Here is a 23,766-nt window from a genome sequence, read left to right on the forward strand (position 1 = left end):
GCCGCGGGAGCCCCGGAGAAGGCCGCGGATGCGGCGAATTTCCCTCTTCAAGGCCCATCCTTTCGGCTCGCCCCCCGTTGCCTCCCGAAAAACCTTGTGTTAGCAAGCGCCCGGATCGGGGGAAAAAGCGAGGCGCAAGAGGCGCTCCGCGCGCAGACGCGCAATTTTCCGCGATCGACGCGATCTTTGATTGGCGCGATCTTTCGGAAAGGGGCGCATGTGACGCAAGGAACCGCCACGCTCGCCGGAGCTTCCGGCCGATACGCCTCCGCGCTGTTCGACCTCGCCGATGAGGCGGGCGCGCTGGATTCGGTCGAGCGCGAGTTGACCGCTCTGGGCGACCTCATCGCCTCAAATCCGGATCTGGGCCGCGTGGTCTCCAGCCCCGCCTATAGCCGGGAGGATCAGGGCCGCGTGATGGCCGCCCTCCTCGGCAAGCTGAACGCCTCCGAGCTTTCGCGCAAATTCGTCGGGCTGATGGCCGGCAAGGGCCGCCTGCATCTGCTGCCCTCCGCTCTGGAAGGCTTCAAGACGCTGCTCTCCGCCCATCGCGGGATCGTCGAGGCCGAAGTCGCCTCCGCCCGTCCGCTGGACGAAGCGCGCAAAGCCGAACTCATCCGCAGCCTTGAAGCCTCCGAAGGGCGCAAGGTCTCGCTGAAAACCCGCGTCGATCCCACGCTGCTGGGCGGCCTCGTGGTCAAGATCGGCAGCAAAATGATCGACGCCAGCTTGCGCGCCAAGCTCGCCCGCCTGCAACTCGTCATGAAAGAGGTCGGTAGATGAACATCCAGGCCGCAGAGATCTCCGCGATCCTGAAGGAGCAGATCCAGAATTTCGGCCAGGAAGCCGAGGTCTCCGAGATCGGCCGCGTCCTCAGCGTCGGCGACGGCGTGGCGCGCATCTACGGCCTCGACAACATTCAGGCCGGCGAGATGGTCGAATTCGACGGCGGCCTGCGCGGCATGGCGCTGAACCTCGAAGCCGACAACGTCGGCGTCGTGCTGTTCGGCGACGACCGCGGCGTGAAAGAGGGCGACGTCGCCCGCCGCACCAAGGCCATCGTGGACGTGCCCGTGGGCCGCGGCCTGCTCGGCCGCGTGGTCAACGGCCTCGGCGATCCCATCGACGGCAAAGGCCCGCTGACCGACGTCGTGCGCGCCCGCGCCGAGGTCAAGGCGCCCGGCATCATTCCGCGCAAATCGGTCCATGAGCCGATGCTCACCGGCCTGAAGTCGGTGGACGCGCTGATCCCCATCGGCCGCGGCCAGCGCGAGCTGATCATCGGCGACCGTCAGACCGGCAAGACCGCCATCGCGCTCGACGCCATTCTGAATCAGAAGTCCTATAACGAGACCTACGCCGACGACGAGAGCAAGAAGCTCTATTGCGTCTATGTGGCCGTCGGTCAGAAGCGCTCCACCGTGGCGCAGTTCGTGCGCAAGCTCGAAGAGCAGGGCGCGCTGGACTACTCCATCGTGGTCGCCGCCACCGCCTCCGATCCGGCGCCGCTACAGTTCCTCGCGCCCTACACCGGCGCGGCCATCGCGGAGTATTTCCGCGACAACGGCATGCACGCCCTGATCATCTACGACGATCTCTCCAAGCAGGCCGTCGCCTATCGTCAGATGTCGCTGCTGCTGCGCCGTCCGCCGGGCCGCGAAGCCTATCCGGGCGACGTGTTCTATCTGCACTCCCGCCTGCTGGAGCGCGCCGCGAAGCTCAACGACGAGCATGGGAACGGCTCCATGACCGCTCTGCCGGTCATCGAGACCCAAGCCGGCGACGTTTCGGCCTATATCCCGACCAACGTGATCTCGATCACCGACGGCCAGATCTTCCTTGAGACCGAATTGTTCTTCCAGGGCGTGCGTCCGGCGGTGAACGTCGGCCTTTCGGTGTCGCGCGTCGGCTCCTCGGCCCAGACCAAGGCGATGAAGTCGGTCGCCGGCTCGATCAAGCTGGAGCTCGCGCAGTATCGCGAGATGGCCGCCTTCGCGCAGTTCGGCTCCGACCTCGACGCCGCGACGCAGCAGCTGCTCAACCGCGGCGCCCGCCTCACCGAGCTTCTGAAGCAGCCGCAATACGCGCCGCTGACCAACGCCGAGACTGTGATCGTGCTCTTCGCGGGCACCCGCGGCTATCTCGACAAGCTGGCGCTGAGGGACGTGGGCCGCTTCGAAAAGGGTCTGCTGAGCTATCTGCGCACGCAGAAGAAGGACCTCCTCGACGACATCCGCACCAACGACCGCGCGGTCAAGGGCGAACTCGAAGAGAAGATCCGCGCCGCCCTCGACGATTACGCCAAGAGCTTCTCCTGAGGCCTGTTGACCGAGAGGGGAAGCGGCCATGCCGAGTCTGAAAAGTCTCAAGAACCGGATCAACAGCGTGAAGTCCACGCGGAAGATCACCAAGGCCATGCAGATGGTCGCGGCGGCTAAGCTCCGCCGCGCTCAGGAGGCCGCCGAAAGCGCCCGGCCCTACGCCGTGCGCATGGCGGCGGTGCTGGCCAATCTCGCGGGCTCGGCCAAGTCCGGCGCGGATGCTCATCCGCTGCTGGCGGGCCGGAGCGAGGAGAAGGTCCACCTTCTGGTGGTCGCCACCTCCGAGCGCGGCCTCGCGGGCGCCTTCAACAGCTCCATCGTGCGCCTCGCGCGCGAACACGCCCGGCGCCTGAAGGCCGAGGGCAAGACCGTGAAGATCCTGCCGGTCGGCAAAAAGGGCCGCGACGCCCTCAAGCGCGACTACGGCGACGCCTTTTACGGCAAGCCCATCGATTTTCAGGGCCTGAAGTCCGTCGGCTACGCTCAGGCGCAGCAGATCTCCGAGCGCGTGCTCGCGGGCTACGAGGCCGGGGACTTCGACGTGGCGACCTATTTCTTCGCCACCTTCAAATCGGTGATCGCGCAGGAGCCGACCGCCCTGCGGATCATCCCCGCCGAGATCCCCGCCGCGCCGGAAGGCGCGGAGACCGGCGGCGCTTCGGCGCAATATGAATATGAGCCCGACGAGGCGACGATCCTTTCGGATCTGCTGCCGCGCAATCTGACCGCCCAGATCTTCCGGGGTCTGCTGGAGAACGCCGCCTCCGAGCAGGGCGCGCGCATGTCCGCCATGGACAACGCCACGCGCAACGCCGGAGACATCATCAAGAAGCTGACGGTCGAATATAACCGTTCGCGTCAGGCGGCGATCACCAAAGAGCTCATCGAAATCATCTCCGGCGCCGAGGCGCTTTGATGAGGCGCCTTCTCCTTCTGGCCGCGGTCGCGGCCCTCGGCTATCTCGCTTGGCCCTATTGGTGCGCCTACAGCCTCGCCAAAGGGGCCGAGACGGGCGACCGGGCGGCGCTTGAGCGTTACGTCGACTGGCCCGCGCTGCGGCTTTCGGCGAAGGAGGAGGTGGGCGGCGCCCTCATGGCGGCGCAAGGCGCCTTAGGGGGCTTGGGCGGAGCGGCGGGCTTCGGCCCGAGCGCGGCGGATCTCGGCGCGGCGCTGGTGGGGCAGGCGGTGGACGCCGCCCTCACGCCGGAGGGCGTGGCCGAAATGATCGCGCGCTCCAAGCGCGGCGGCGCCTCAGGCGGCGGCGCGGCGGCGAATGCGGGCGCGAGCTTCGGGGGAGCCATCCCCGCGGAGTTCTCGCGCGAGAACGTCAAATGGGCCTTTTTCGAGAGCCCGACCTCCTTCGTCGTCGATCTGGCGCCGAGGGCGGACCGCGAAGAGATCGTGAAGCTGCGGTTCAGGCTCGACGGCTTCGTCTGGAAGCTGTCGGACGTCGATCTGCCGCAGAACTTCAGCTTGTGAACTACGACGGATAACTTGGGATCGGGAGATCAACCGTGACGAAAGCCATCGGGAAATTAACGCAGGTCATCGGCGCCGTCGTGGACGTGCAGTTCGCCGACGGCGAGTTGCCTGAGATCCTCTCCGCGCTGGAGACCGAAAACAACGGCCAGCGCCTCGTCCTCGAGGTCGCGCAGCATCTGGGCGAGAGCACCGTGCGCGCCGTCGCCATGGACACCACCGACGGCCTCGTCCGCGGTCAGGAAGTGCGCGCCACCGGCTCGCCGATCTCGGTGCCCGTGGGCGACGCCACTCTGGGCCGCATCCTCAACGTCGTGGGCGAGCCCATCGACGAAAAAGGCCCGGTCAGCTCGGATCTGCGTCTGCCGATCCATCGCCCGGCCCCGGAATTCGCCGAGCAGTCGACGGAAGCCGAGATCCTCACCACCGGCATCAAGGTCATCGACCTGCTGGCGCCTTACTCCAAGGGCGGCAAGATCGGCCTCTTCGGCGGCGCGGGCGTGGGCAAGACGGTTCTCATTCAGGAGCTGATCAACAACATCGCCAAGGTGCATTCGGGCTACTCGGTCTTCGCCGGCGTCGGCGAGCGCACCCGCGAGGGCAACGACCTCTATCATGAGTTCATCGACTCGGGCGTCATCGACAAAGACGATCTCTCCAAGTCGAAAGTGGCCCTCGTCTACGGCCAGATGAACGAGCCTCCCGGAGCCCGTCAGCGCGTGGCTCTGACCGGCCTGACCCTCGCCGAGCAGTTCCGCGACCAGTCCGGCACCGACGTGCTCTTCTTCGTGGACAACATCTTCCGCTTCACGCAGGCGGGCTCCGAGGTGTCGGCGCTTCTGGGCCGCATTCCTTCGGCGGTGGGCTATCAGCCGACGCTCGCCACCGACATGGGCGCCCTTCAGGAGCGCATCACCTCGACGCGCAACGGCTCGATCACCTCGGTGCAGGCGATCTACGTGCCCGCCGACGACCTCACCGACCCGGCGCCCGCCACCTCCTTCGCGCATCTCGACGCGACCACCGTGCTTTCGCGCGCCATCTCCGAGCTGGGCATCTACCCGGCCGTGGATCCGCTCGACTCCACCTCGCGCATCCTCGATCCGCTGGTCGTGGGCGACGAGCATTATCAGGTGGCCCGCGACGTGCAGAACATCCTTCAGCGCTATAAGTCGCTGCAGGACATCATCGCGATCCTCGGCATGGACGAGCTTTCCGAAGAGGACAAGCTGACCGTGTCGCGCGCCCGCAAGGTGCAGCGCTTCCTGTCTCAGCCCTTCGACGTGGCCGCCGTCTTCACCGGCTCGCCGGGCGTGCAGGTGCCGCTGGAGAAGACCATCGACGGCTTCAAGCGCCTCGTGGCCGGCGAATTCGATCATCTGCCCGAGTCGGCCTTCTACATGGTCGGCGACATCGACAGCGCCGTCGCCAAGGCCCAGAAGCTGGCCAAAGACGCCGCCTGACCGGTCTGAACCTTCTGCGCGGGGCGTTCCGACGCCCCGCTGCGGTCTGACCCGCGCTCACGAAGAGGACGCCCCATGGCCGACAGCCTGACTTTCGATCTGGTCTCGCCCGCGAAGAAGCTCGCCTCCTTCCCGGTCTCGCAGGTGGTGATTCCCTCCGCGGCGGGCGACATGACCGCCATGCCGGGCCACGCCCCCGCCGTGGCGACGCTGCGGCCCGGTCTGGTGCGCGCCTTCACCGCCGAGGGCGAAAAAGCCTATCTGGTGATCGGCGGCTTCGCCGAGATCTCCGGTTCGAGCGTGACCGTGCTGGCCGAAGAGGCCGAGCCGCGCGAGGGCGTCGACGCCGCGCGCGTGGCCGATCTCGTGGCGAAGCAGGAGAAGCTGGCGGCCTCTCTGGAGGCTGAAAGCGACGCCCGCCGCGCCGCCGAGGCCCGGCTCAACGATCTGCGCAATCTGGAGATTCTGGTCCGCGCCTGACGCGCCGCCTGAAATCCCGACGCGATCCCGACGATCTTCCGCCCCCTTTCGCGCCCCGCGCGGGAGGGGGTTCTTCTTTGCGCGATTCCTCGCATTTTAGCTATCTCGCGCCGCGCCGCTTCGGCGGACGCGGAACGAATAAATCTCCCCGCAAGAGGCCCGCGCCATGCTGCCCTCAGGATTTTGACGGCGGGGGCTGAGAAGATGACCGAATCCGCGCAGCCTGTGCTGGACGCTCAGGCGCTGAACGACAACACCATGTCCGACCGCAGCTTGCAGGCCGAGCTTTTCGAGATCTTCTTCGATCAGGCGACGCATTACCTCGACATGCTGCGGGAATCGGCGGTCGCGCGCGATCCCGAAGCTTGGGCGGGCGCCGCCCATGGGCTGCGCGGCGCCGCTCTGGCGCTGGGTCTGACGCGTCTGGCGCGGCGCGCGGCGCGGGCCGAGGTCTCGCCGCCCCAGATCGAGGCGGCGGGGATTCTGGCGGCGACGCTGGAGGAATCCCGCCTCGCCGCCCGCCGCTATCTGGAGGAGAGCGCGGCCTGAGAGGCCGCGCCTCCCGAAGAAGCTTATTGCGGCATTTCGGCCATCAGGCGGGTCACGACCGCTTTTTGGAACTCCTCCATCTGGGGGCCGAAGATTTCGAAGGTCTTTTGGGTGAAGGGCGCGGTTTTGACCGCCATGCTCGCGCCTTCGGGCGATTCGTAGAAGGCGATCATCGCCTGAAGCTCCTCCGCCGAATAGGTGGCGGCGGCGCTTTCGATCATGGCCTCCTCCATGCCGGGGCGGATCTTGGCGAATTCCTCGCTGAGGATCGTCGCGAGCTGCTTGCGGATCTCCTCAGGAAGGGAGTCCTGCATGGCCATCATCGAATCGATGACGTTGCCGCCGTAAAGATCGTCGTTCATCTTCTGAATGGCGGGCAGGCTGAGATAGCGCGCGGCGAGCTCGCGGGTTTCTTCGGTGGCTTCGGAAGCCGCCTCCTCCGCCGCCTCTTCGGCTTCTTCAGCCGCAGCCTCTTCGACAGCCTCAGACGTCGCGGCTTCTTCGCCCTCGGCGAGGGGGGCGGCTTCTTCGGTCTTGGGCGCGGCGGCGGGCTCTTCGGCCTTCAGAGGGGCGGCGACGAAGGCGGCGAGGCTCGCGGCCAACAGGAAACGCGGAAGCTGAGACATGATTCCTCCTTAAGGCGCGTCAGGGCGCCGGGGGAGAAATAGGCGCTCCGGAGGCCGCCGCCTAGCCTTCCGCGTGGAGACTCCGGCGGGCGGGCCCCGGAGTTTGGTCTTATCCGAAGGCGTAGGTTTTGCGCTTGCCTTGGCGGGGGCAAGCTTCCTATGCCCTGAATGGACCCTCCGCAGCTGATTCCCAAGGCGATCCTTCATGTCCAAATCCGAGCCCGAGGCCGCTCCGCCGATCAACATCTGCCTCTATTGCGGCGCCGCCGGCGGGCGGGATCCCGCTTATCTCGATTCGGCGCGGCGGTTCGGCCGGGCTCTGGGCGCGGCGGGGGCGCGTCTGGTCTATGGCGGGGGCGGAGACGGCATGATGGGCGCCGCCGCCACGGCCTGCATGGCGGCCGGAGGCGAGGCCATCGGAATCATCCCCCGGACCATGGTGCGGCGGGAATGGGCGAAGAAGGATCTGACTCAGCTTCTGGTCGTCGAATCCATGCATACGCGCAAATCGGTCATGGCCTCCAACGCCGAGGGCTTCGCGGTTCTGCCGGGCGGAATCGGCACGCTGGACGAATTCTTCGAGATCCTCGTTTGGGGCCATCTGAGCTTTCACGCCAAGCCCATAGCCCTGATCGACGTGAAGGGCTATTGGGATCCGTTGCTGAAGTTTCTGGATCACTCCGTGGAGGAGGGCTTCACCGCCCCCCGCGCGCGGGAGCGCTTCTTCCTCGCGCCCGATCCCGAGACGGCGGCGGCGGAGCTGATCCGCGGCGCCGAGGCTCTGCGCGCCGCCCCTCAGAGAGGAAAAGGCGCGTGAGCGAAGGGAAGCTCCTCAGCTACGTCGTGACCTATCTGGAGATGGCCGCGCCGCCTGCGCGGCCCGCGCCTCCGGCTCCGGCGGGGCCGCGGACGGGGAATCTGGCCCTGATGAAGGCCGAGAAGCCTTCGGCGGGCTATTTCCTCTATCTTTATCGGGCGGTGGGCGCGCGCTGGCAATGGAGCGACTGGCTGGCGCGTCCGCGCGCCGAGGCCGCGGCCTTCGCGGGAGATCCGCAGGTGGAGACCTTCGTCCTCTATCGCGAGGGGGCTCCGGCGGGCTTCTTCATGCTGGATTTCCGCGGCCGCGCAGGCGAAGCGGGGGCGGGAGAGGGGGCGGAGAGGCCCGAATCTTGCGAGCTCGCTTATTTGGGATTGGTCGAGTCGGCTCAGGGCCTGGGCTTGGGCGGCTGGCTTCTGGGAACGGCTCAGGCCCGCGCCTGGGAGCGGCCGATTCGCCGTCTGATCGTCGAGACCTGCACGCTCGATCATCCGGGCGCCTTGGCGCTCTATCAGAAAGCCGGCTTCGTTCCGACGGGGCGGGCCGAGAAAACGCGCCGCTTCATGGATCCGGAAATCTTCGGATTCTGATCGGGACGCGGGCGCCTGCGGCCCCGCGGCTCTTGGCGAGCGGCTGATTTATGTTATGCCTCTGCGCGCGAAAGCGGCGAGTCGCTTCAGGATAAGGTGCGATGGATATATCTCCGAATGTGATCGACGGCGTCGTGATCGGCGTGATCTTCGTCTCGGCGATCCTCGCCTGGTCGCGAGGCTTCACGCGCGAGACGCTGGGTCTGGTGGGCTGGGCTCTGGCCGCCGCGGGCGCCGCCGCCGCCGCGCCGCTGCTGATGCCCTATATGACCAAGCTGCCGGTGGTCGGGGGCATGCTGACCGGCAATTGCACCTTCACGCTCGCGGCCGCCTTTCTGATCGCTTTCGCGGTGCTTCTGGCGATTCTGGGCATCCTCACGCCTTCGCTCGGCGACGCGGTGCGCAGCTCGGCCATCGGCGGGCTCGACAAGGCTCTGGGCTTCCTCTTCGGCGCGGCGCGCGGCGTGCTGCTGGTGGCGGTGGCGGCTTGGGCGCTGCATGCTCTGGGGCTGAGCGACAGCCTCGCCCTGCAGGAGGCCCGCACGGGCGGCTTTCTGAACGATCTGCGCAATGGTCTGGCCGAGGCTCTGCCGACCGAGGCCCCCGCTTGGGCCTCCGGCCGCCTCGACGGGCTGCTCTCGACCTGCGCGCCGACCTCCGCCCCCACGGCCGGGACCGCGACCGAACAATTGTGAGGCGCGCTTCAGGAGCGGCCTCCGGGCCGCCCCTTCTCCGGCGGCCTCTTGGATTCGCCTCTTGGATTCGGAGGCGCGCTTCCTTAATGACGCGACGCGGCCTGTTTCGAAAGGCGATCCCGCCTTTCAGGCGAAGCCGCGCTCCAAGGAGATGACGCTCATGACCCGCGACGCGCGCGAAGGCGCTCCATGGGATGGCGGTCCGGACGGGGAGGCGCCGCGTGAAGAATGCGGCGTTTTCGGCGTTTTCGGCGCCGCCGACGCTTCGGCTCTGGTGGCGTTGGGGCTGCACGCGCTCCAGCATCGCGGACAAGAGGCCGGGGGGATCGTCGTCTATGACGAGGCGCGCGGCGAATTCCACGCCGAGCGGCGTTTGGGTCTGGTGCGCGACAACTTCACCAGCAAAGAGGCCATCGAGGCCCTGCCGGGGGACAAGGCCATCGGCCATGTCCGCTACTCCACGGCGGGCGGCAAGGGGACGCAGACGGCGCTGCGCAACGTGCAGCCCCTTTTTGGCGAATTCGAGCCGGGCGGCTGCGCCGTGGCCCATAACGGCAATCTGACCAATGCGGTGCATCTGCGGCGCTATCTGACTCAGCGCGGCTCGATCTTCCAGTCCGATTCCGACACGGAATGCGTCATTCATCTCATGGCGCGCTCGATTCAGGGCCCGATCCGCGAGCGCATGGAGGACGCCCTGCGCGCCGTGGAGGGCGCCTTCTCGGTGGTGGCTCTGACGCGCGGGATGATGATCGGCGTGCGCGATCCTCTGGGGATGCGGCCTCTGGTGATCGGGCGGCGGGGCGAGGCTTGGGTTCTGGCCTCCGAGACCTGCGCCCTCGACATCATCGGCGCGGAATATCTGCGCGACGTCGAGCCCGGCGAGATGGTGACCATCACCGACGAGGGCCTGCGCAGCTCGCGGCCTTTCCCGCCCGCCGCGCGGCGCTTCTGCATCTTCGAATATGTTTATTTCGCGCGCCCCGACAGCTTCGTGGACGGACGCGGCGTCTATGAGACCCGCCGCCGCATCGGCGAGGAGCTGGCCCGCGAGCAGCCCGCGGAAGCGGATCTCGTCTGCCCGGTGCCGGATAGCGGCGTGCCCGCCGCCATCGGCTATGCGCGGGAATCGGGCATTCCCTTCGATTACGGCATCATCCGCAATCACTATATCGGCCGCACCTTCATCGAGCCGAGCGAGCAGATCCGCAATATGGGCGTGCGGCTCAAGCTCAACGTGAATCGGGCGCTGGTCGAGGGCAAGCGCGTGATTCTGGTCGATGATTCCGTGGTGCGCGGCACCACCTCGCTGAAGATCATGCAGATGGTCCGCGACGCGGGGGCCAAAGAGGTTCATTTCCGCATCGCCTCGCCCCCGACCTCCTGGCCCTGCTATTACGGCGTGGACACGCCCGAGCGCGACAAGCTGCTGGCCGCTCAGCATGACGTCGAGGGCATGCGCCGCTTCATCGGCGTGGACAGCCTCGGCTTCATCTCGCTGGACGGCCTGTATCGGGCCTGCGGCGAGGCCGAGGGCCGTCAGGCCGCCGCGCCGCAATTCTGCGACGCCTGTTTCTCGGGCGATTATCCGATCCGTCCCCGCGACGCCGAAGCCGGGCTCACGGGGCCGGGCTGCGCGCCGAAACGGCCGGTTCTGGTGACGAGGAAAGCCTCATGAGCAAGCGTTTCACGGAGAAGGTGGCTCTGGTCTTCGGGGCCTCGCGGGGATTGGGCCGGGCCATCGCTCTGGAGCTGGGCGAGGCGGGGGCTCAGGTGATCGCCTCGGCCCGCACCGAAGGCGCTTTGACCGAACTCGACGACGCGGTGCAGGCCGCGGGCGGCCCGCCCGTGGTGCTGGCGCCGCTGGATCTGCTGGACGCGGGGGCTCTGGACCGGCTCGGGGCGGTGCTCTTCGAGCGCTGGGGGCGTCTGGACATCCTCGTCAATTGCGCGGCCCATGCGCCGCCTCTGACGCCGGTGGCCCACGCCGCCTTCAAGGAGGTGGACCGCGCCTTCGGCGTGAACGCCTTCGCGGTGCAGCGCATGGCGCGGGCTTTCGATCCTCTGCTCTCGGCGGCGCCTTCGGCGCGGGCGCTCTTCATGACCGACGATAAGACCAGCCGGGCCTATTGGGGGCCTTACGCCGCCTCCAAGGCGGCGGGAGCGGCCTTCGCGGCGGCCTATCGGGCCGAGAAGGAATCGGGATCGGTCAAGGTGGAGATCTATGCGCCGCCCGCCATGCCGACCGCTCTGCGCGGCCGTTTCTATCCGGGCGAGGACCGGACCAAGCTGACCAAGCCGCGCCAAGTGGCCGCCGACGTGGTGGGCAAGCTGCTCGCCATCTGAAAGGCCGGGGAGATGCGGGAGACATGAGCGTGAACAGACGGATTCTCGGAGCGGCGAGCTTCGCGGCGGGATTTTCGGCGGCGGCTCCGGCTTGGGCGCGGATCTGCGCCATGGAGAAGCCCGATTGGGACGGCCTGCCGGTGCCTTGGCGCGTGGATCTCGTCGAGTTCCTCATCACGCCGCTGGGCTTCGGCGTGATCGTCATGGTCTGCGTGGCGCTGATGTTCGGCCGGGCCTCGCTTTTGGCTCTGGCGGCGGGATTCTGCGCGCTGGTCGCCGTCTTCCGCCTCTTGCGGACGGATTCCCTCGCCTACGCCATGGGCGCCGAGGGCTGCGCGCCCAATCCTTGGATCTCCGGCGCGACGCTGCTGCTTCTGGCTCTGGCTCTGGCGGCTCTGGCCCTTTGGCGCAGGCGCGCGACGCGGCGGGTCTGATCAGCCGCCCGCCTCCGCCTCCAGCCGCCGCTTCAGACGCCTGAGCATGCCGCCGACGATCAGCTTATGCGCCGGGCCGACCGGCGCCATATAGGCGCGTCCGAAGGCGTTATGCGTCACGACCGAGGAGGTGATCGTGAGCCTGCGCCCCTCGGCTGAGAGGGCGGTCATCACGTCGAGATGCTTGTCCCGCTCCGTCAGGACCAGAAGATCCGGGGCCTGATGCTCCACGAGGAAGAAATCCAGATGATCGCCCGCCGCGACGCTGGTCCGGGGCGCGCCTGAGAATCCGCCGATCCGCTTCACGCCGAAAGGCGCCGAGACGGCGTCCCGGATGCGGAAGGCCGCCTTCAGCAGAGGATTCGGCCGCTCCATCATGAGATTCCACGCCTCTAAAGGCGAGACCGCGCGGGGCAGCGGCGCGGAGCGGCTGTCAAAGTAATCCAGCTCCGCCGGAGGCTTCAGGAGGGCGAGGCCCTCATGCAGGATCATGGCCGAACTCCTCCGGCTGGGCGCCCCGCCTAATTCAGGGCCTGTTTCACCTTCAGCGCCAGATCCTTCAGCGAAAAAGGCTTGGGCAGGAAGAGGAATTCCTCGCCGCTGCGGAGATTCTTGCGGAAAGCCTCCTCGGCGTAGCCCGAGATGAAGAGGATCCGCGTGTCGCGGCCCAATTCGCGGATGCGCCCGAGCAGGGTCGGGCCGTCCATGTTCGGCATGACCACGTCCGAGATGATGAGGTCGATCTTCTGGCTCTCATCCGCGAGCAGCTCCAGCGCCTCCTCGCCCGAGGCGGCCTGAAGCACCTGATAGCCCCGCACCTCCAGAGCCCGCGAGGCGAAGCTGCGCACGGCGGCCTCGTCCTCGACCAGCAGGATCAGCCCCTTGCCCGAAAGATCGCGCGCGGCGGCGCTCTGAGCGGCTTCAGGCGCCTCCTCGGCGGCGTGGCGGGGCAGGAAGATGCGGAAGCAGGTGCCTTCGCCCAATTCGCTCTCGACGAAGACGAAGCCGTCCATCTGCTTCACCGCGCCATAGACGCTGGCCAGCCCGAGCCCCGTGCCGTTCGCGCCTTTGGTGCTGAAGAAGGGCTCGAAGATCTTGCCGAGATTCTCGCGCGGAATGCCCGAACCCGTGTCGCGGACCTCGATCAGCACGTAATCGGCGGGCGGCAGAATGGGATTGTCGAGCCGCGCGGCCTCCTCGCGGGCCACGTTGCGCGAGGAGATGGCGATGGAGCCGCCTTCCGACATGGCGTCGCGGGCGTTGATGACGAGATTCATCAGCACCGTGAAAAAGGCGTCGGGGTCGATGTTCACCGGCCAGAGGTCGCGGGCGTGATGGGTCTCGAAGCGGATGCGCTCGCTGCTCATGCGATGAAGCATGTGGATGTTTTCGGAAAAATACTCCGTCAGCCGCACGGGGCGCTTCTTCAGAGTCTGCTGACGCGAGAAGGCCAGCAGATGCCGCACCAGAGCCGCGCCGCGATTGGCCGTCTGCTTCACCTGATTGATGTCGGCGAAGCCGGGATCTCCGGCTTCGTGGTTTTGCAGCAGAAGGTCGCAATGGCCGATGATGACCGTCAGCAGATTATTGAAGTCATGGGCCAGATTGCCGACCAATTGCCCGATGGCCTGCATCTTCTGCGACTGGGCGAATTTCAGCTCAAGGGAACGCTGCTCCGAGACGTCGATGAAATAGGCGAGGATCGCGCCGGAATCTCCGCCCTCGCGGGCCATGAAGATCTGCGCGATGCGCGGCGGGCCTTCGCGGTCGGGGAGATGGGCCTCGAAGGGCTTCACCGCCTCGCCCGCCGCCAGCGCCTTCAGAGCGGCGTCGAATTCGCGGCGGTCCTCGATCTTCACCGCCGCCGCCAGAGAAGCGCCGGGATTGAGCGCCCCTTGGGTCAGGCGCATCATATGATCGTTGGATTCGATCACGAGGCCCTCGGCGTCGGCCACGGCGATGGCCAGAGGCGCGGCCTCGAAATATTGCGGCAGACGCGGCGCCCCCGGCGCCCGGGCCTGAGCCCGCGCGGCGCGCATCACGAAGCCATGGGCCTCGGCGGCGCCTTCGGGGCCGCGCACGAGGCGCTGCACCACCTCCGCCGCTCCGCCGCCGCGCAGACGGGCCGAGACGCGGATCTCCTCGGTCTCGGAGGCGAGGGCGGGGGAGAGGGCGGCCGCCCCCTCCTCGAAGAGATCCTCAAGCCGGGCGGGGATCGCGCCGGGCGCGCGGCCCGCCAGAGTCAGAAGCGCCGGATTGGCCTCCAGAAGGGCGCCGCCCCGGTCGGCCCGGTAATAGCCGAGGGGCAGATCCGCGCAGAGCAGCGCGGCGGCGGGCGGCGCCTCAGGCGCGGCGACGGGGAGGGGAGCGGGCTCCTCGCGGCGGATGCGCCAGAGGGTTTCGCCGCGCCCGCGCGCCAGACGCGAGACCGAAGCCGAGAACCGCGCGCCGCCTGGAGCCTGAAAGGCGTCCTCCGCGGCGCCGGAATCGAGGGCGCCCCGGATCAGGCGATAGATCCGGCCCTCCGCGTCGGAATCCGAGCCGAGCATCACCGCCAGACGCCGCCTTCCGCCCGGACCCGAAGCCACATGGGCGAAGAGCCGTCGTCCGGCGCGATTGGCGCCCAAGGCCGCGCCGAGATCGTCGACCAGCACATAAGCGTCGGCGGTCTCCTCCAGCGCGTAGATGGCTTCAAGGGCGTTTTGTCCGCGCCGCGCGGCGTCGAGGCTCCAGCCCAGACCCGCCGCCGTGGCCGCGCCCAAAGCCGCCGCGCCGCTCATGAGCAGCACGCGCAGGCTCGGTTCGGCGGGGCCCGCAGCGCCGATCCAGACGGCCGCCCCCGCCCCCAGACCCGCCGCGGCGGCGGCGAAGGCCACGCGCCACCCCGCGCTCAGACCGAGCGGGCGAGAGGCGGCGGAGGGGGCGGCGGTGAACTCGGCCATGGAGGAAACCCTAAGGAAGAAAGCTGGTTGGCTGAGGCGTCTTAAAGAAGAGCGTAAAGCCAATCGCTGAACGCAGTCTTAACCATAGGCGAAGCGCGCGAGATAAAACCCGTCCGTGGCGCTGGCGCTCGGCCGGAGGCTCCAGCCGCGCGGATCCTCCTCCGGCCCCGCGGGCAGGGCGCGCAGATCGGGGCGGCGGGCGAGGAGGGCCTCGGCCACGCGCTGATTTTCGGTCTGAAACAACGAGCAGGTGACGTAGGAGAGGCGGCCGCCGGGGCGCAGGAAGCGGAGGGCCTCCTCCAGAATCCGCAGCTGCAGCCGCGAGACCTCCGCCAGCTTGTCGGGGGTCATGCGCCATTTCGCCTCAGGATCGCGCCGCCATGAGCCAGAACCCGAACAGGGGGCGTCCACGAAGACGTGATCCATCCGCCCCTCCAGCCCGCGCAGATCCGGGCGCAGCGCGATTCGCGCTCCGGCGCGTTCGGCGCGTTCGGGAATCTCGGCCATGCGGCGCGGCGCGACGTCATGGGCGAAGATCCGGCCTTCGCCCTCCATCAGCGCCGCCAGAGCCAGAGACTTGCCGCCGCCGCCCGCGCAATAATCCAGCAGGCTCTCGCCGGGACGCGGCAGACTGGCCGCCGCCGCCGCCTGAGACCCCGCGTCCTGCATCTCCGCCAGCCCCTCTTGATAGGCGCGGGAGGCGAGGATCTTGGCGCCCTCCGGCGCGCGCAGAGCCGTGGCGCAGATCGCCAGAGGCTCCGTCTCGATGCCGTCTTCGCGCAGAGCCTCGCGGGCCTCCTCGCGCGTGGCCTTCAGCAGATTGGCCCGCAGATCCGGCGGCGCGCGCTCGCGCAGAGCGGCGAGATTCGCCTCCGTCTCCGCGCCGAGCGAGGCCAGAGCCTCGGGCCAGAGCGCGTCCGGCCAGTCGAGGCGCACCGGGGCGGGGGCCTCGCTCAGAGGGCGCAGGGCCGCGAGGGCGCGGGTCTCGGCGGCGGTCAGGGGAGGGGGCGCATGGCCCTCTCCGGTGAAGAGCGTCTCAGGCGCGGCGCCTTCGGCCAGAACCCGCCCGAGGACTAAGCTCCGGCCCGTCTCCTCCAGCCCGAGCGGCCAGAGCAGCGAACGCCGCCGCCGCAGGACTCCATAGACCAGATCCGCGACGGCGGCCCGGTCGCGGGATCCGGCGAAGCGCCGCGCGCGGCCCCAATCGACCAGAATCCGGTCGATGAGCCCGCCGCTCTCCAGCCAATAATCGAGGATCTCGATGGCGGCGGCCAGCCGCGCGGCGGGAGTCATGCGAGGAGCGCGGGGATGACCAGAGCCGCCCAGAAAAGCCCCAGAGCGAAGAAGCCGATTCCAAAGGCCATGCCCCGGCGCCGCACGATATTGCCGCCCAGATGCTCGAAAGCGTGCCAGACCCGCGCCAGAGCGAAGACCAGAGCCAGAATCGCCAGAAGCCAATTGGCCGAGCCGACGGCGAAGGCGATTCCCACCCCCGCGAAGAACAGCACCGGCAATTCATATTGATTGGCGAGATTGGCCTGAGCCTGACGCGCCGGAGCGGGCCAGAGGCTCGAATCCAGAGCGGTGTCCTGAAGCTTCACGCCCGCTTTGATCGCCGCGCTGCGGCGGCGCATGAGGATGACGTAGACCGCGAAGGTCAGCGCGACCTGCAAAGCCGCGGCGAGCAGCAGAATCTTGGCGGAGAGGATCACGGAAGGCGCCTTTCAAAGCGGGATGCGAAGGAGCGGGAGGATGCCGCCTCCCCCTCCGAAAGGCAAGAAGCCGCAGGAGAGGGGCGGTCTGGCGGCGGTTGCGGCGGGCTTTCGGCTCTGCTATCGCGGCGGCGTCTCCGCGCTCTGCTGATTGAAAGGCCTCGTCATGGTTCCGCGCTATTCCCGCCCCGCAATGACCGCGCTCTGGGAGCCGGCGACGAAATTCCGCATCTGGTTCGAGATCGAAGCCTACGCCACCGAGGCTCTGGCGAAGATCGGCGTGGTGCCGCAATCGGCGGCGGATGCGGTCTGGAAGGCGAAGGACGTCGAATTCGACGTGGCCCGCATCGACGAGATCGAACGCGAGGTCAAACATGACGTCATCGCCTTTCTGACCCATCTTTCCGAGCATGTCGGGCCGGAGGCGCGCTTCGTCCATCAGGGCCTGACCAGCTCCGACGTGCTGGACACCTGCCTCAACGTGCAGCTCGTGCGCGCCAGCGACATTCTGCTGGCCGATCTCGACGCGCTGCTGGCCGCGATCAAGCGCCGGGCCTATGAGCATAAAGACACGCCCACCATGGGCCGCAGCCATGGAATCCACGCCGAGCCGGTGACCTTCGGCCTCAAGCTCGCGGGCTATTACGCCGAATTCTCCCGCGCGAAGGCCCGCCTTCTGGCGGCGCGGGCGGAAGTCGCCACCTGCGCCATCTCCGGCGCCGTGGGCACCTTCGCCAACGTCGATCCCAGCGTGGAGGCCTATGTGGCCGAAAAGCTCGGGCTGGAGATCGAGCCGGTTTCGACTCAGGTCATCCCGCGCGACCGCCACGCCATGTTCTTCGCGACTCTGGGCGTGATCGCCTCCTCCGTCGAGCGGCTGGCCATCGAGATCCGCCACCTCCAGCGCACCGAGGTTCTGGAGGCCGAGGAATATTTCTCGCCCGGCCAGAAGGGCAGCTCGGCCATGCCCCATAAGCGCAATCCGGTGCTGACCGAGAATCTGACGGGCCTCGCCCGCGTGGTGCGCGGCGCCGTGGTCCCCGCCATGGAGAACGTGGCGCTCTGGCATGAGCGCGACATCTCCCACAGCTCCGTCGAGCGCTTCATCGGGCCGGACGCGACCATCACCCTCGATTTCGCCCTCGCGCGGCTGACCGGCGTGATCGACAAGCTCATCGTCTATCCCGAGCGGATGATGGAGAACCTCAATAAGTTCAGGGGCCTCGTGCATTCGCAGCGGATTCTTCTCGCGCTCACCCAAAAGGGCGTCAGCCGCGAAGATTCCTATCGCCTCGTGCAGCGCAACGCCATGAAGGTCTGGGAGCAGGGCAAGGACTTCCTGACCGAACTCAAGGCTGACGCCGATGTGACGAAGGCCCTCAGCCCCGCCGAACTCGAAGGCCTCTTCGATCTCGGCCACCACACTCGCCATGTGAAGACCATCTTCGCCCGGGTCTTCGGCGAGGCCTGAGCCGAGCGCGATCCGAAAACTGGGAACCGGTTTTCGGAGAAATCGCGCGCCCCTTAAAACAGCAAAAAGCCCGCTCCCTTTCGGGAGCGGGCCATGTTTCCTGCGAGAGGTCCGAAGCTTACTTCGGCAGATCGCGATGGAAGAGCAGCTCGGCGCGGAACAGGAAGCCCGCGACCGCCGCGCCGACCAGCGGAGCGGCGATGAAGAGCCAAAGCTGGCTCAGAGCCGCGCCATTGCCGCGGATGGCGTCGATCAGCGCCGGGCCGAGGCTGCGCGCCGGGTTGACCGAGGTGCCGGTGATCCCGATGCCCACCAGATGGATCGCCACCAGCACGACGCCGATGGCCAGACCCGCGATCGCGCCATGCGAAGCGCGATGGGTCGAGCCGAGGATCACCACGAGGAAGATGAAGGTCGCGACGGCTTCGAAGATGAAGGCCGAAACCATGTTGTAGCCGCCCGGGCCGCCCCAGCCGTTGGTGGCGAAGCCGCCCGTATAGCCGCCGTCCTTACCCTGCACGATGAGGTAGAGCACGAAGGCCGCCGCGATGGCGCCCAAGCATTGCGCGATCACATATTGAATGAACTCGGCCACGGAGAGGCGGCCGGCGATCAGGGCGCCGAAGCTCACGGCCGGGTTGATGTGGCAGCCCGAGATGGCGCCGATGCCGTAAGCCGCGCCGATCAGGGCGAAGCCGAAGGCGAGGGCGACGCCCGGCAGACCGATGCCCGCCTGACCCAGCCCGGAGAAGCCCGTGCCGATGATCGCCGCGCCGCAGGCGAGGAAGACGAGCGTGAAGGTGCCGATGAACTCGGCGAGAGATTTTTGCATATCCGCAAACCTTAAAGATGGCGCCCTCATCAAGGTTCTGTGAAGGCTTGGTCTTCAGCGGCGCGGAGTATCGCCGAATCGGCCCGGCGCAGGAAGCTTGAAAATGCCGCCTCGCCCGCCGCCTCCGAGGCGCGGGACAAGCGGAGTTCGCGCATGCTTATGAAAATACGTTTTAAATCAGGAGGTTATTTTTAAAAGGCCGGAAACGGCTCCTCCGGCGGCTGCGCGCCTGCTTCGGAAGAGCGTCTCCGCCTGAGGAGAGGCGGCTAAGGGCGCGTCGCGCCGGGCGCGAGTCTCCGGGGCGGGCGGATGAGGAAAAGCCCCGAAGTCGAAGACTCCGGGGCGAATCACGTCTCGTTTCGGGGCGGCCCGAATCGGGCCTCAGCCGCGACGGCGGCCGAAGGCGCGTTTGGGCGTCGCGTCTTGATCGTTCTCGCCGCTGAGGGCGGGGTCTCCTCCGGCCTCTTCGAATTCGGGGCCGCCGAGCCCGCCCCAGAGCTGTTCGGTGGAGAGCAGCGTGACGGGCGGCGCGCCCGCGGGGCGATAGGCGAGATCCTCTTCAAGGGCCTCTTCGATCTGAGGAGCCCAGCGCAGAGCCGCCGCCATGGCCTCCAGCCCGACCATCGCCGCGGCGGTCAAAGGCATGCTGGCGCGGGCGCGCAGAATGCCCGCCACCAAAGCGCCGTTCAGGGCGAACATGGCCTCATGCCGCTTGAGCCCGTGGCTCGCCATGACGGCGTGCGCGTTGCGGCGCAGGCGCGGTCCGGCGTTGAGCGGCCAGAAGCGCGGCCAATGGGCGGGATCGGGCGGCAGAGGCGGAAAAGGCTTCGCCCCGACCGAAGCCACCACCCGCCGCAAAGCATGCACCGGATCCGGCGCCGCCGCGGGCGGCATGCCCATGCCCTGAATCATCGCCTGACGCAGATAACCCGAGAGGGTGGCCGGCGATTCGGTCTCGTCGTAAAACAGCGCGTTCGCCTTCTGGCTCAGCACCGGCCCCTGAACGGGCAATTCGCGCTCGCAGGCGATGAGGGCGGCCTCGCCCGTTAAGACGCCGAGCGCCGCCACGACCGAGGGCCAATGCGTGTCCCCCGCGTCGTCTCGGCAGGCCTTGACCGCCATATCCGCCACGGCGGCGCTCGCCGCTCGCCAGGCCTCCGCCCTTTCGCTCATGAATTCTGCTCCGTCCCGCTCGCGTTTTTCTGCGAATCCTCGGACGGAGTTTGGGGCGAGAAAGGCGGATAAATGTCTAACGCGGGCGCCGGACGTCGTATTTTTAATTTCGGCCGTCTCGCCGCCCCGCGCCCGGATTCCCGCGCTTGCGGTCAGAAGGGGATTTCGTCGTCGAGGCCGCCGCCGCCCGAACGTCCGCCGCCCGAACCGCTCCCCGAGCCGCCGCGTCCGCCTTCGCGGACTCCGCCGCCGCCCGAGCCTCCGCCGTAGCCGCCGAAGTCGTCGCCGCCCGAACCGCCGCCATAGCCGCCGAAATCGTCGCCGCCCGAGCCGCCGCCCGAAGCGCCGCGTCCGCCGCCGCCGCCGGGGGCTCCGTCGAGCATGGTCAGAGTGGAGTTGAAGCCGTCCAGAACGACCTCGGTGCTATAGCGCTCGGCGCCGGATTGATCCTGCCATTTGCGGGTGCGCAGCTGGCCCTCGACGTAGACCTTGCTGCCCTTGCGCAGATATTGCGCGGCCACCCGCGCCAGCCCCTCCGAGAAGATCACCACGCGATGCCATTCGGTGCGTTCGCGTTTTTCGCCGGTGGCCCGGTCGTTCCAGCTTTCGGAGGTGGCGAGGCGCAGATTGGCGATCTGCTTGCCGTTTTGAGTCTGGCGCACCTCCGGATCGGCGCCGAGATTGCCGATGAGGATGACTTTATTGACGCTGCCGGCCATGGTGCCTGTTCTTTCGTGCTGGAAATGTTCTTGAAGAAAACATAGCCGCCCCCGCGCGCGGAAGCCAGAAGAAAGGCGTCCGGACGCGCAGCCGGAGCCCCGGAGCTTGCGGCGGCAAGCCGCGCCCGGCGCGACCATTTCATTCCCGCGCCCCCTAGACCCGCCCTCCGCTTCTGGTTATGAACGCGAAAGGAAGCGGGCCGCCGTCTCCGCGCGCGAGCGCATGCGCAAGCCGTGGAGCTACGGGGGAGGGACCCGAGGCCGATTGGATGGGCCAAGGAAGGGAGCCGGCTGAATATGGCGAACGTTCATGGGGCGAAAGCGCATGAGGGGGCGGAGCCCACCCGGCGCGACGTCATCTATGTGGCTACGGTGGCGACGGGCGTCGTCGGCGCCGCGGCCGTGGCTTGGCCGGTCGTAGATCAGATGAATCCCGCCGCCTCGGTGCTGGCGCTCGCCTCGATCGAGGTGGACGTGGGCTCCGTCGAGCCGGGTCAGCAGATCACCGTGAAATGGCGCGGCAAGCCGGTGTTCATCCGCCGCCGCACCGAAGAGGAGATCGCCGCCGCGCGCGAAACGCCGGTGGCCGATCTGCCCGACGGTCTGGCGCGCAATGAGAATCTGCCGCCCGATTCTCCCGCCAACGACGTGAACCGCTCTCTGGGCGGCCGCGAGGAATGGCTGGTGATGCTCGGCGTCTGCACCCATCTGGGCTGCGTGCCGCTGGGCGAGGCGGGCGATTTCGGCGGGTGGTTCTGCCCCTGCCACGGCTCGCATTACGACACCGCCGGACGCATCCGCAAAGGTCCCGCTCCCCGCAATCTCGACGTGCCGCCCGCGATTTTCGTGAGCGACACCGTGATCAAGCTCGGCTGAGGGGGACGGCGAGATGGGAACGATTCCGCAAGAGCATTATAAAGCCGCGCCCGGTTCGGCCGCCGGCTGGTTCGAGCAGCGCCTGCCGATCATCGGCTTCGCGCGCGACTTCATGGCCTTTCCGACGCCCAAGAATCTGAACTGGGCTTGGATCTTCGGCGTGGCGCTGGTGGTGATGCTGGTCAACCAGATCGTCACGGGCGTGGTCCTCGCCATGCATTACACGCCGCATGTCGACAAGGCCTTCGCCTCCATCGAGCACATCATGCGCGACGTGAACGGCGGATGGCTGCTCCGTTACGCCCATGCGAACGGCGCCTCCTTCTTCTTCATCGCGGTCTACGCCCATATCTTCCGCGGGCTTTACTACGGGTCTTATAAGGCCCCCCGCGAATTGGTGTGGATCATCGGCGTGGTGATCTACCTCATCATGATGGCCACGGCCTTCATGGGCTACGTGCTGCCTTGGGGCCAGATGAGCTTCTGGGGCGCCACCGTGATCACCAACATCGTCGGCGCGATTCCGGTGGTGGGCGATTACGCGCGCACGCTGCTCTGGGGCGGCTTCTCGGTCGACAACCCGACCCTCAACCGCTTCTTCGCGCTGCATTACCTGCTGCCCTTCGTGCTGGCCGGCCTGATCGTGCTGCATATCTGGGCCTTCCACCATGTCGGCAACGGCAACCCGACCGGCGTCGAGGTCCGCAAGGACAGCCTTGAGAACGTCAAGAAGGACACCGTTCCCTTCCACCCCTATTACACGGTGAAGGATCTCTTCGCGGTCATGGTCTTCCTGACCGTCTTCGCGGCCTTCGTCTTCTTCGCGCCGAACTACCTCGGCCACCCCGACAACTACATCGAAGCCAATCCGCTGGTCACGCCCGCGCATATCGTGCCGGAATGGTACTTCCTGCCCTTCTACGCTATCCTGCGCGCGATCCCCTCTCAGGTCGGCGGCGTGCTGGCCATGTTCGGCGCCATCGCGGTTCTGGCCTTCATTCCTTGGCTCGACACCTCGCGGGTGCGCTCCACGCGCTATCGTCCGATCTACCGCTGGTTCTTCTGGATCCTCGCGCTGGACTTCTTCCTGCTGATGTGGGTCGGCGGCAAACCGGCCGAACCGCCCTATATCCTGATCGGCCAATTCGCGACCGCCTATTGGTTCATCCACTTCCTCATCGTCATGCCGGTCGTCGGGATGATCGAGAAGGCGAAGCCCTTGCCCGAGTCCATCGAGGCGGATTTCGCGGCCAAGCATCCGCCGACCCATCAGCCGGAAGCTCCGGCCGCGGCCGCCGTCGGCGGCTCCAGCCACAGCCACTAAGCGCCAGAGGGACAGGACCATGACGAAATCGTCGATCTCCATGGCGGCTCTGGGCCTCGCGCTCGGTCTGGGCGCCGCCTCCTCCGCCTTCGCCGCCGGCGGCGGCGGAGAGATGAAAGACCATAGCTTCTCCTTCGAGGGGGCTCTGGGCCATTATGATCAGGCCGAACTCCAGCGCGGCTTCCAAGTCTACGATACGGTCTGCAAGGCCTGCCACGGCCTGCAATATCTGCCGATCCGCGACATCATGGCCTATGAGCGCCAGACCGGCCTCGGCAACGCCGAGGGCCCGCGCTTCTCGCGCGGTCAGGCTCAGGCCATGGCGGCGCATTACGAAGTGCCGGATCCTGAAGGCGAGCCGGGCGATCTGCGCACGGCGCTGCTCTCGGACAACTTCCCGGCGGTGACCTCGGCGGGAGCGCCCGATCTGACGCTCATGGCCAAGGCCCGCGTGGGCGGCCCGCTCTACATCTACTCGCTCCTCACCAGCTACACCGGCGAGGAGATCGAGCAGGCGGGCTCCATCCTTTATGAGAACCACGCCTTCGAGAGCGGCGCCCTGAGCATGGCCCCGCCGCTGTCGGACGATCTGGTCGAATACGCCGACGAGAGCGTGCCGCGCACGGTCGAGCAATACGCCAACGACGTGGCGGTCTTCCTCGCCTGGGCGGCCGAGCCCGACATGGTCGCCCGCAAGAGCGCGGGCCTGCGGAACGTGATCTTCCTCGCCTTCTTCAGCCTCCTGCTCTGGCTGACCAATAAGAAGCTCTGGAAGAAGATCAAACACCCGGAGGCGTGACGTCCGCCTTCGGGCGGAGCGCACGCCGCGCTTTCGGTTCGCCGGGAGCGGTCGGAATTCTGGAACAGGGGGGCGCGGGAGGCTGAAAAGCCGTCCCGGGCCTCTTTGGTTTGATGGG

General features: G+C 67.5%; 25 protein-coding genes. 17 read left to right on the plus strand and 8 right to left on the minus strand.

Annotated elements, in window-relative coordinates; translation table 11 throughout:
- The first annotated feature begins 219 nt into the window (after positions 1-219).
- From B161_RS19370 to B161_RS16255, 7 genes are all read left to right on the plus strand, one after another.
- Positions 220-783, plus strand: a complete 564-nt coding sequence (locus B161_RS19370; protein WP_026310129.1) for a F0F1 ATP synthase subunit delta — start codon at positions 220-222, stop codon at positions 781-783.
- Positions 780-2,318 (plus strand): F0F1 ATP synthase subunit alpha, encoded by a 1,539-nt coding sequence (atpA, locus tag B161_RS0102090; protein WP_018631697.1) that lies wholly within the window; start codon positions 780-782, stop codon positions 2,316-2,318. Before B161_RS19370 ends, atpA begins: the two co-directional genes overlap by 4 nt.
- A gap of 28 nt (positions 2,319-2,346) precedes the next feature.
- Positions 2,347-3,237 (plus strand): F0F1 ATP synthase subunit gamma, encoded by an 891-nt coding sequence (locus tag B161_RS0102095; protein ID WP_018631698.1) that lies wholly within the window; start codon positions 2,347-2,349, stop codon positions 3,235-3,237.
- The gene (locus B161_RS18480; RefSeq protein ID WP_018631699.1) at positions 3,237-3,800 is read left to right on the plus strand and encodes a DUF2939 domain-containing protein; all 564 of its coding nucleotides are present in this window, start codon (positions 3,237-3,239) and stop codon (positions 3,798-3,800) included. The genes B161_RS0102095 and B161_RS18480 overlap by 1 nt, the downstream gene beginning before the upstream one ends.
- Positions 3,801-3,835: 35 nt before the next feature.
- Complete coding sequence (atpD, locus tag B161_RS0102105) at positions 3,836-5,263, plus strand: F0F1 ATP synthase subunit beta (protein ID WP_018631700.1); 1,428 nt, start codon at positions 3,836-3,838, stop codon at positions 5,261-5,263.
- Positions 5,264-5,338: 75 nt separating this feature from the next.
- Positions 5,339-5,743, plus strand: a complete 405-nt coding sequence (gene atpC, locus B161_RS0102110; protein ID WP_018631701.1) for an ATP synthase F1 subunit epsilon — start codon at positions 5,339-5,341, stop codon at positions 5,741-5,743.
- Positions 5,744-5,947: 204 nt separating this feature from the next.
- Positions 5,948-6,292, plus strand: coding sequence for an Hpt domain-containing protein (locus B161_RS16255; RefSeq protein WP_018631702.1), 345 nt, complete (start codon positions 5,948-5,950; stop codon positions 6,290-6,292).
- A gap of 23 nt (positions 6,293-6,315) precedes the next feature.
- On the opposite strand, the gene B161_RS16260 is transcribed toward B161_RS16255, so the two are convergent.
- Positions 6,316-6,918, minus strand: coding sequence for a DUF2059 domain-containing protein (locus B161_RS16260; protein ID WP_018631703.1), 603 nt, complete (start codon positions 6,916-6,918; stop codon positions 6,316-6,318).
- A gap of 205 nt (positions 6,919-7,123) precedes the next feature.
- Between B161_RS16260 and B161_RS0102125 the strand changes: the two genes are divergently transcribed.
- From B161_RS0102125 to B161_RS0102150, 6 genes are all read left to right on the plus strand, one after another.
- Positions 7,124-7,735, plus strand: coding sequence for an LOG family protein (locus B161_RS0102125; protein ID WP_018631704.1), 612 nt, complete (start codon positions 7,124-7,126; stop codon positions 7,733-7,735).
- Complete coding sequence (locus B161_RS0102130; protein ID WP_018631705.1) at positions 7,732-8,325, plus strand: GNAT family N-acetyltransferase; 594 nt, start codon at positions 7,732-7,734, stop codon at positions 8,323-8,325. Before B161_RS0102125 ends, B161_RS0102130 begins: the two co-directional genes overlap by 4 nt.
- A 101-nt stretch (positions 8,326-8,426) precedes the next feature.
- Entirely contained in the window at positions 8,427-9,020 is a 594-nt protein-coding gene (locus tag B161_RS16265; RefSeq protein WP_018631706.1) for a CvpA family protein, read from the plus strand.
- A 160-nt stretch (positions 9,021-9,180) separates the two neighbouring features.
- A complete protein-coding gene (purF, locus tag B161_RS0102140; protein WP_051085729.1) occupies positions 9,181-10,698 on the plus strand; it encodes an amidophosphoribosyltransferase in 1,518 nt (505 codons plus the stop codon).
- Complete coding sequence (locus tag B161_RS16270) at positions 10,695-11,366, plus strand: SDR family NAD(P)-dependent oxidoreductase (RefSeq protein WP_018631708.1); 672 nt, start codon at positions 10,695-10,697, stop codon at positions 11,364-11,366. The genes purF and B161_RS16270 overlap by 4 nt, the downstream gene beginning before the upstream one ends.
- A gap of 23 nt (positions 11,367-11,389) precedes the next feature.
- Positions 11,390-11,800, plus strand: coding sequence for a VPDSG-CTERM sorting domain-containing protein (locus B161_RS0102150; RefSeq protein WP_018631709.1), 411 nt, complete (start codon positions 11,390-11,392; stop codon positions 11,798-11,800).
- Here B161_RS0102150 and B161_RS0102155 read toward each other — a convergent pair whose 3' ends face one another.
- From B161_RS0102155 to B161_RS0102170, 4 genes are all read right to left on the minus strand, one after another.
- Entirely contained in the window at positions 11,801-12,292 is a 492-nt protein-coding gene (locus B161_RS0102155) for a DUF2867 domain-containing protein (RefSeq protein WP_018631710.1), read from the minus strand.
- A 29-nt stretch (positions 12,293-12,321) separates the two neighbouring features.
- A complete protein-coding gene (locus B161_RS16275) occupies positions 12,322-14,742 on the minus strand; it encodes a response regulator (RefSeq protein ID WP_018631711.1) in 2,421 nt (806 codons plus the stop codon).
- Positions 14,743-14,820: 78 nt separating this feature from the next.
- Positions 14,821-16,035 carry an RsmB/NOP family class I SAM-dependent RNA methyltransferase gene (locus B161_RS0102165; RefSeq protein WP_018631712.1) on the minus strand — a complete coding sequence of 405 codons (1,215 nt, stop codon included), beginning with the start codon at positions 16,033-16,035 and terminating at the stop codon, positions 14,821-14,823.
- Entirely contained in the window at positions 16,032-16,454 is a 423-nt protein-coding gene (locus B161_RS0102170) for an MAPEG family protein (RefSeq protein WP_018631713.1), read from the minus strand. Before B161_RS0102170 ends, B161_RS0102165 begins: the two co-directional genes overlap by 4 nt.
- 166 nt (positions 16,455-16,620) lie before the next feature.
- Between B161_RS0102170 and purB the strand changes: the two genes are divergently transcribed.
- Positions 16,621-17,925, plus strand: a complete 1,305-nt coding sequence (purB, locus tag B161_RS0102180) for an adenylosuccinate lyase (protein ID WP_026310132.1) — start codon at positions 16,621-16,623, stop codon at positions 17,923-17,925.
- A 118-nt stretch (positions 17,926-18,043) separates the two neighbouring features.
- On the opposite strand, the gene B161_RS0102185 is transcribed toward purB, so the two are convergent.
- From B161_RS0102185 to ssb, 3 genes are all read right to left on the minus strand, one after another.
- Positions 18,044-18,757 carry an aquaporin gene (locus tag B161_RS0102185; protein WP_018631716.1) on the minus strand — a complete coding sequence of 238 codons (714 nt, stop codon included), beginning with the start codon at positions 18,755-18,757 and terminating at the stop codon, positions 18,044-18,046.
- A gap of 381 nt (positions 18,758-19,138) precedes the next feature.
- A complete protein-coding gene (locus B161_RS0102190) occupies positions 19,139-19,930 on the minus strand; it encodes a hypothetical protein (protein ID WP_018631717.1) in 792 nt (263 codons plus the stop codon).
- A gap of 152 nt (positions 19,931-20,082) precedes the next feature.
- Positions 20,083-20,649, minus strand: a complete 567-nt coding sequence (gene ssb, locus B161_RS0102195) for a single-stranded DNA-binding protein (RefSeq protein WP_018631718.1) — start codon at positions 20,647-20,649, stop codon at positions 20,083-20,085.
- A 297-nt stretch (positions 20,650-20,946) separates the two neighbouring features.
- Between ssb and petA the strand changes: the two genes are divergently transcribed.
- From petA to B161_RS0102210, 3 genes are read left to right on the plus strand one after another with little or no spacing between them, the layout of a single operon-like run.
- Positions 20,947-21,525: a ubiquinol-cytochrome c reductase iron-sulfur subunit gene (gene petA, locus B161_RS0102200; protein WP_018631719.1), complete on the plus strand. Its 579-nt coding sequence runs from the start codon at positions 20,947-20,949 to the stop codon at positions 21,523-21,525.
- 13 nt (positions 21,526-21,538) lie between these two features.
- Positions 21,539-22,849 carry a cytochrome b gene (locus B161_RS0102205; RefSeq protein ID WP_018631720.1) on the plus strand — a complete coding sequence of 437 codons (1,311 nt, stop codon included), beginning with the start codon at positions 21,539-21,541 and terminating at the stop codon, positions 22,847-22,849.
- Between the two features lie 19 nt (positions 22,850-22,868).
- Positions 22,869-23,648, plus strand: a complete 780-nt coding sequence (locus tag B161_RS0102210) for a cytochrome c1 (RefSeq protein ID WP_018631721.1) — start codon at positions 22,869-22,871, stop codon at positions 23,646-23,648.
- Positions 23,649-23,766: the final 118 nt, after the last annotated feature.

Source organism: Neomegalonema perideroedes DSM 15528 (assembly GCF_000374145.1).
Classification (GTDB): domain Bacteria; phylum Pseudomonadota; class Alphaproteobacteria; order Rhodobacterales; family Rhodobacteraceae; genus Neomegalonema; species Neomegalonema perideroedes.

Bases quoted from the DNA above. Each gene is read 5' to 3' on its own strand.
- B161_RS0102155 (WP_018631710.1), bottom strand. From the start codon at position 12,292: ATGATCCTGCATGAGGGCCTCGCCCTCCTGAAGCCTCCGGCGGAGCTG.
- B161_RS0102150 (WP_018631709.1), top strand. From the start codon at position 11,390: ATGAGCGTGAACAGACGGATTCTCGGAGCGGCGAGCTTCGCGGCGGGA.
- purB (WP_026310132.1), top strand. From the start codon at position 16,621: ATGGTTCCGCGCTATTCCCGCCCCGCAATGACCGCGCTCTGGGAGCCG.
- B161_RS0102185 (WP_018631716.1), bottom strand. From the start codon at position 18,757: ATGCAAAAATCTCTCGCCGAGTTCATCGGCACCTTCACGCTCGTCTTC.
- B161_RS16255 (WP_018631702.1), top strand. From the start codon at position 5,948: ATGACCGAATCCGCGCAGCCTGTGCTGGACGCTCAGGCGCTGAACGAC.
- petA (WP_018631719.1), top strand. From the start codon at position 20,947: ATGGCGAACGTTCATGGGGCGAAAGCGCATGAGGGGGCGGAGCCCACC.
- B161_RS0102210 (WP_018631721.1), top strand. From the start codon at position 22,869: ATGACGAAATCGTCGATCTCCATGGCGGCTCTGGGCCTCGCGCTCGGT.
- B161_RS0102095 (WP_018631698.1), top strand. From the start codon at position 2,347: ATGCCGAGTCTGAAAAGTCTCAAGAACCGGATCAACAGCGTGAAGTCC.
- atpC (WP_018631701.1), top strand. From the start codon at position 5,339: ATGGCCGACAGCCTGACTTTCGATCTGGTCTCGCCCGCGAAGAAGCTC.
- B161_RS16260 (WP_018631703.1), bottom strand. From the start codon at position 6,918: ATGTCTCAGCTTCCGCGTTTCCTGTTGGCCGCGAGCCTCGCCGCCTTC.
- B161_RS0102190 (WP_018631717.1), bottom strand. From the start codon at position 19,930: ATGAGCGAAAGGGCGGAGGCCTGGCGAGCGGCGAGCGCCGCCGTGGCG.
- B161_RS0102125 (WP_018631704.1), top strand. From the start codon at position 7,124: ATGTCCAAATCCGAGCCCGAGGCCGCTCCGCCGATCAACATCTGCCTC.
- B161_RS0102205 (WP_018631720.1), top strand. From the start codon at position 21,539: ATGGGAACGATTCCGCAAGAGCATTATAAAGCCGCGCCCGGTTCGGCC.
- purF (WP_051085729.1), top strand. From the start codon at position 9,181: ATGACCCGCGACGCGCGCGAAGGCGCTCCATGGGATGGCGGTCCGGAC.
- B161_RS18480 (WP_018631699.1), top strand. From the start codon at position 3,237: ATGAGGCGCCTTCTCCTTCTGGCCGCGGTCGCGGCCCTCGGCTATCTC.
- B161_RS16275 (WP_018631711.1), bottom strand. From the start codon at position 14,742: ATGGCCGAGTTCACCGCCGCCCCCTCCGCCGCCTCTCGCCCGCTCGGT.
- ssb (WP_018631718.1), bottom strand. From the start codon at position 20,649: ATGGCCGGCAGCGTCAATAAAGTCATCCTCATCGGCAATCTCGGCGCC.
- B161_RS0102165 (WP_018631712.1), bottom strand. From the start codon at position 16,035: ATGACTCCCGCCGCGCGGCTGGCCGCCGCCATCGAGATCCTCGATTAT.
- atpA (WP_018631697.1), top strand. From the start codon at position 780: ATGAACATCCAGGCCGCAGAGATCTCCGCGATCCTGAAGGAGCAGATC.
- B161_RS16265 (WP_018631706.1), top strand. From the start codon at position 8,427: ATGGATATATCTCCGAATGTGATCGACGGCGTCGTGATCGGCGTGATC.
- B161_RS16270 (WP_018631708.1), top strand. From the start codon at position 10,695: ATGAGCAAGCGTTTCACGGAGAAGGTGGCTCTGGTCTTCGGGGCCTCG.